Consider the following 3,098-nt stretch of genomic DNA (forward strand, 5'->3'; position numbering starts at 1 on the left):
TTGCATTTGTGGATCGAGCCTCCCACGCCGGCGCCGAGCTCCGCCGCGATGTCAGCCTCGGTGCCGGCACAAAGCGGATGGCCCCAGCCCGAGGCGCTTTTGCCGCCGGGATCGACATCGTAGACGATGGCGTCCTTGCGATTGGGATTGACCCCGGCGGGAACCTTGTCGAGGCCAAGCGCCGCGCGAACACGCCAGGCGACATTGTGATCGGCGCATGAGGAATCTCCTGAGACCCCGAGGCCTCCGACGATGCTCTTGCCGTCATAGAGGGCAAGCCCGCCGCCAAACACGACGACGCCTCCGATTGGCTTGCCGACGAGAGGATCGCTGGCACTTCCAAACGTTTTGGGATCGCCCGCATAGGCTGCGGCCTGGTTGACCGGGTTGGTCTCCTGCAAGCCGAAAAGCGGCCCGCCCGGCTGCGTCCCCGCGTAGAGATTGGCCGTCGATAGGGCCATTTGCGCCAGGCTGAGCCCATTGGCTGTATTGGCCTTCTCCGCCGCGACGAGGCGACTGCCTGGCCATTGCGAATCGGCGGTGGGACCGCTGAAAGCGATCGCGCACACCGCGCCGTCGCGAGCAACGACAGCGGCCCATTCGTTGGTCTCAAAGCCTCCGTTGGCAGGTCCGCCGCTTGCTTTCACATTGGCCTTGAGTGCGGCGAGCAGCTTATCGTGGTCGGCCGGGCAGGGCGCCTGTGCCATGGCTGGGCCCTGTGGGAACAGGCCACTCGTCAACAACACCAGAGCAAAGGCTGATAGCAAACGCCGACAGCGATACATTGTCCTGCCCATTCGTTCGAGCATCAAAGAACCCCGGAGCATTCTGGCAGCCTGGAAAATGCGAAAATGAGTCCGTTGTCCAATGCCGTCGCTATTTAACTTGGGCGATGCAGCTATGTTCCTGCTTTTGCAAAAAATTGCGCAGCCGCGTGCGCCGATGCAAGGTTGCCGTCTGTCCGTGTCGCTGGCGCAATATCCGCGGCCGAGATCGTGTTACCATTGTGCCGGCACCTATGAACGCTGCGCCAGCATCGCCAAGGCACCTGCAGGCCTGTAGGCCTCTGGCAATGGGAGAAAACCTGCATGTCTTGAGGACTCGGGCACGCCTTTGCTTGGTCGAGGCTCGCCTACATCCAACCAGACGCCTCCAACTGCGGCGGTGTCACGGGCTGGCTGCGGGTGGCAGCACTTTCACGCAAGGCCAGGATTCCCATCTGGAGTCACGGAATGCAGGAACTTCCTGTCAGCCTGGTTCACATTTGCGCCTTTGCCCGCAGCGTCAGCCGATGGAACATGATGCCGGTCGCCGCCGTTGGAAGAGCTTGGAGGCGGCCGCATGCACCTTGTCCAGATCCTGCTTCCTCGTTCCGACAACGCGGGTGAGCCCTTCGCCAAGGAAGACTTCGATCGTGTGAAGGACGAACTCGCCAATACGTTCAAAGGTGTCACCGCGTATTTTCGGACGCCCGCGGAAGGGGTATGGAGGGAGGGAAAAGAGTCCGACATGGACGAGATTGTCATCTTCGAGGTGATGACGGAAGAAGTCGATCTGCCCGATTGGCGAAGGCGCCGAGCGGAGTTGGAGCGCCGTTTCCGGCAGGACGAGATCATCATCCGCTACCTACCGATAGCATTGGTCTAAAGGTCCAGGCGCCTCCGGGATTGGGTTTTGCCGCCCTCCTTCCCGAGCTGAACTGCATTCGAAATCTGGAATGGCCTATTAGAGGTTTAATTACGATCCTTTGGACCTGCGTAATTCATTCAGTGGGTCTTCTGTAGGGCATAATATTGCGCATCGGTCGAATTAGAGAGGAAGGAAATATAACATACGTTCCATCAACCATTTAGACCGTTTGTCGATGTTTGTACTGATGACACTGTTATTTTACTGGTTGCAAGCCTTGCGAGTCGACCTGACGGGGTCAGTCTGGACAGGACCGAACCGCCTGCTTCAAAGGGTTGACCGGAAATGGGCGCATTGTTGGCTGTCCAGTGACTACGCTCCTACGGCGTCGGTCATTTTTCTTTTGCTGCCGCCGATCGGTTCTGGCCGGTCGGCGCCGTTGTCTTCGCGTCTTTCGAATGCGCTGCTATTGCAGGACCCGCGCCAGTCGACTTGCGCATATCGCCGTTGCCAGCGGGGCCGGGCTTCTTGCCGAGTAGTCTTGAAACGAGCGTACCTAGATATCCCATTGATACCTCCCGTGAGATTCGCGTAGCGATGGGCCAGTCTTCGCCTGGTGGGGCTACTACACGTTTTCGGCAGCCATGTTGACAGCCGGTTCAGCGAGTTGTGTCAGCGCCTCGTCGGTCGCCTTTTCCTCTCCAAGGGTTAAATTGAGGAGCGAAACAGCTTCATCCAGCCCCAGTTCGGAGGCCCAGGTCTTCAGTGTGCCATAGCGTGAGATTTCGTAGTGCTCCACAGCCTGGGCCGCAGCCAGCAGGCCAGCGTCCAGGGCAGGTGTGCCCTTATATTCCTCCATGATCTCGGCACCTTCATCGGTGATGCCCACAATAGCCGCACACGTCTTTCCCTGCGGCTTCTTGCCGATCACTTCGAAAACCTGTTCGAGCCGGGCAACGTGTTCTTTCGTTTCCTCGCGGTGCTTTTCGAACGCCGCCTTCAAATCTGGGCTTTGAGCGGCCTTTGCCATTTTCGGCAGCGTCGCAACGATCTTCTTTTCGGCGAAATAGATGTCCTTCAACGTGTCGTGGAAAAGTTCGTTCAGGCCCTTCGGTGATGCCTTCTTAGTGGGTGCCATCCTGTGTTCTCCCGTTCGCGCTCAAAAGCGAGGCGGAATAGCAACTCGATGCGGGGCAACTGGTTCCGGAGGGTGTTCTCTGATTGCAGTGAAATTGAACGCGACCAATTTATTGCGGAGCCTTGACGCTCAAGATCTGTCTCCCAGCACCCGCCGCCCGACGCTCAGGTAGTCCTAGCTGCAACGGTGGAAGCATCGGCACGGGTGATCGACAAGCTTCCGTGAGTCCATAATCGTCATAGATCAGACGCTTCCGACTACTCACGACGGTAGCTTGCGAAGGGTCTTCCGCATTTGCACATGTTAACCGGCCATCATTCAATGTCTCATG

The 3,098-nt window shown here is 58.4% G+C and carries 4 protein-coding genes; 2 read left to right on the forward strand and 2 right to left on the reverse strand.

Going from position 1 to position 3,098, the window contains the following annotated elements; all coding sequences use genetic code 11:
- The coding region (locus tag EOA22_RS28985) for a heme-binding protein (protein ID WP_127390404.1) at window positions 1-707 on the reverse strand (707 nt) is incomplete at its 3' end.
- A 477-nt stretch (window positions 708-1,184) separates the two neighbouring features.
- Between EOA22_RS28985 and EOA22_RS39620 the strand changes: the two genes are divergently transcribed.
- Together EOA22_RS39620 and EOA22_RS28995 are read left to right on the forward strand one after the other, a co-directional pair.
- Window positions 1,185-1,388, forward strand: a complete 204-nt coding sequence (locus tag EOA22_RS39620) for a hypothetical protein (RefSeq protein ID WP_275955479.1) — start codon at window positions 1,185-1,187, stop codon at window positions 1,386-1,388.
- Window positions 1,342-1,647, forward strand: coding sequence for a hypothetical protein (locus EOA22_RS28995; RefSeq protein WP_013525146.1), 306 nt, complete (start codon window positions 1,342-1,344; stop codon window positions 1,645-1,647). The genes EOA22_RS39620 and EOA22_RS28995 overlap by 47 nt, the downstream gene beginning before the upstream one ends.
- Before the next feature lie 607 nt (window positions 1,648-2,254).
- On the opposite strand, the gene EOA22_RS29000 is transcribed toward EOA22_RS28995, so the two are convergent.
- Window positions 2,255-2,767 (reverse strand): ferritin-like domain-containing protein, encoded by a 513-nt coding sequence (locus EOA22_RS29000; RefSeq protein WP_063170775.1) that lies wholly within the window; start codon window positions 2,765-2,767, stop codon window positions 2,255-2,257.
- Window positions 2,768-3,098: the final 331 nt, after the last annotated feature.

Origin of the sequence: Mesorhizobium sp. M7A.F.Ca.US.014.04.1.1 (assembly GCF_003998745.1) — a bacterium.
Taxonomy (GTDB): domain Bacteria; phylum Pseudomonadota; class Alphaproteobacteria; order Rhizobiales; family Rhizobiaceae; genus Mesorhizobium; species Mesorhizobium ciceri.

Bases quoted from the DNA above. Each gene is read 5' to 3' on its own strand.
- EOA22_RS29000 (WP_063170775.1), bottom strand. From the start codon at position 2,767: ATGGCACCCACTAAGAAGGCATCACCGAAGGGCCTGAACGAACTTTTC.
- EOA22_RS28995 (WP_013525146.1), top strand. From the start codon at position 1,342: ATGCACCTTGTCCAGATCCTGCTTCCTCGTTCCGACAACGCGGGTGAG.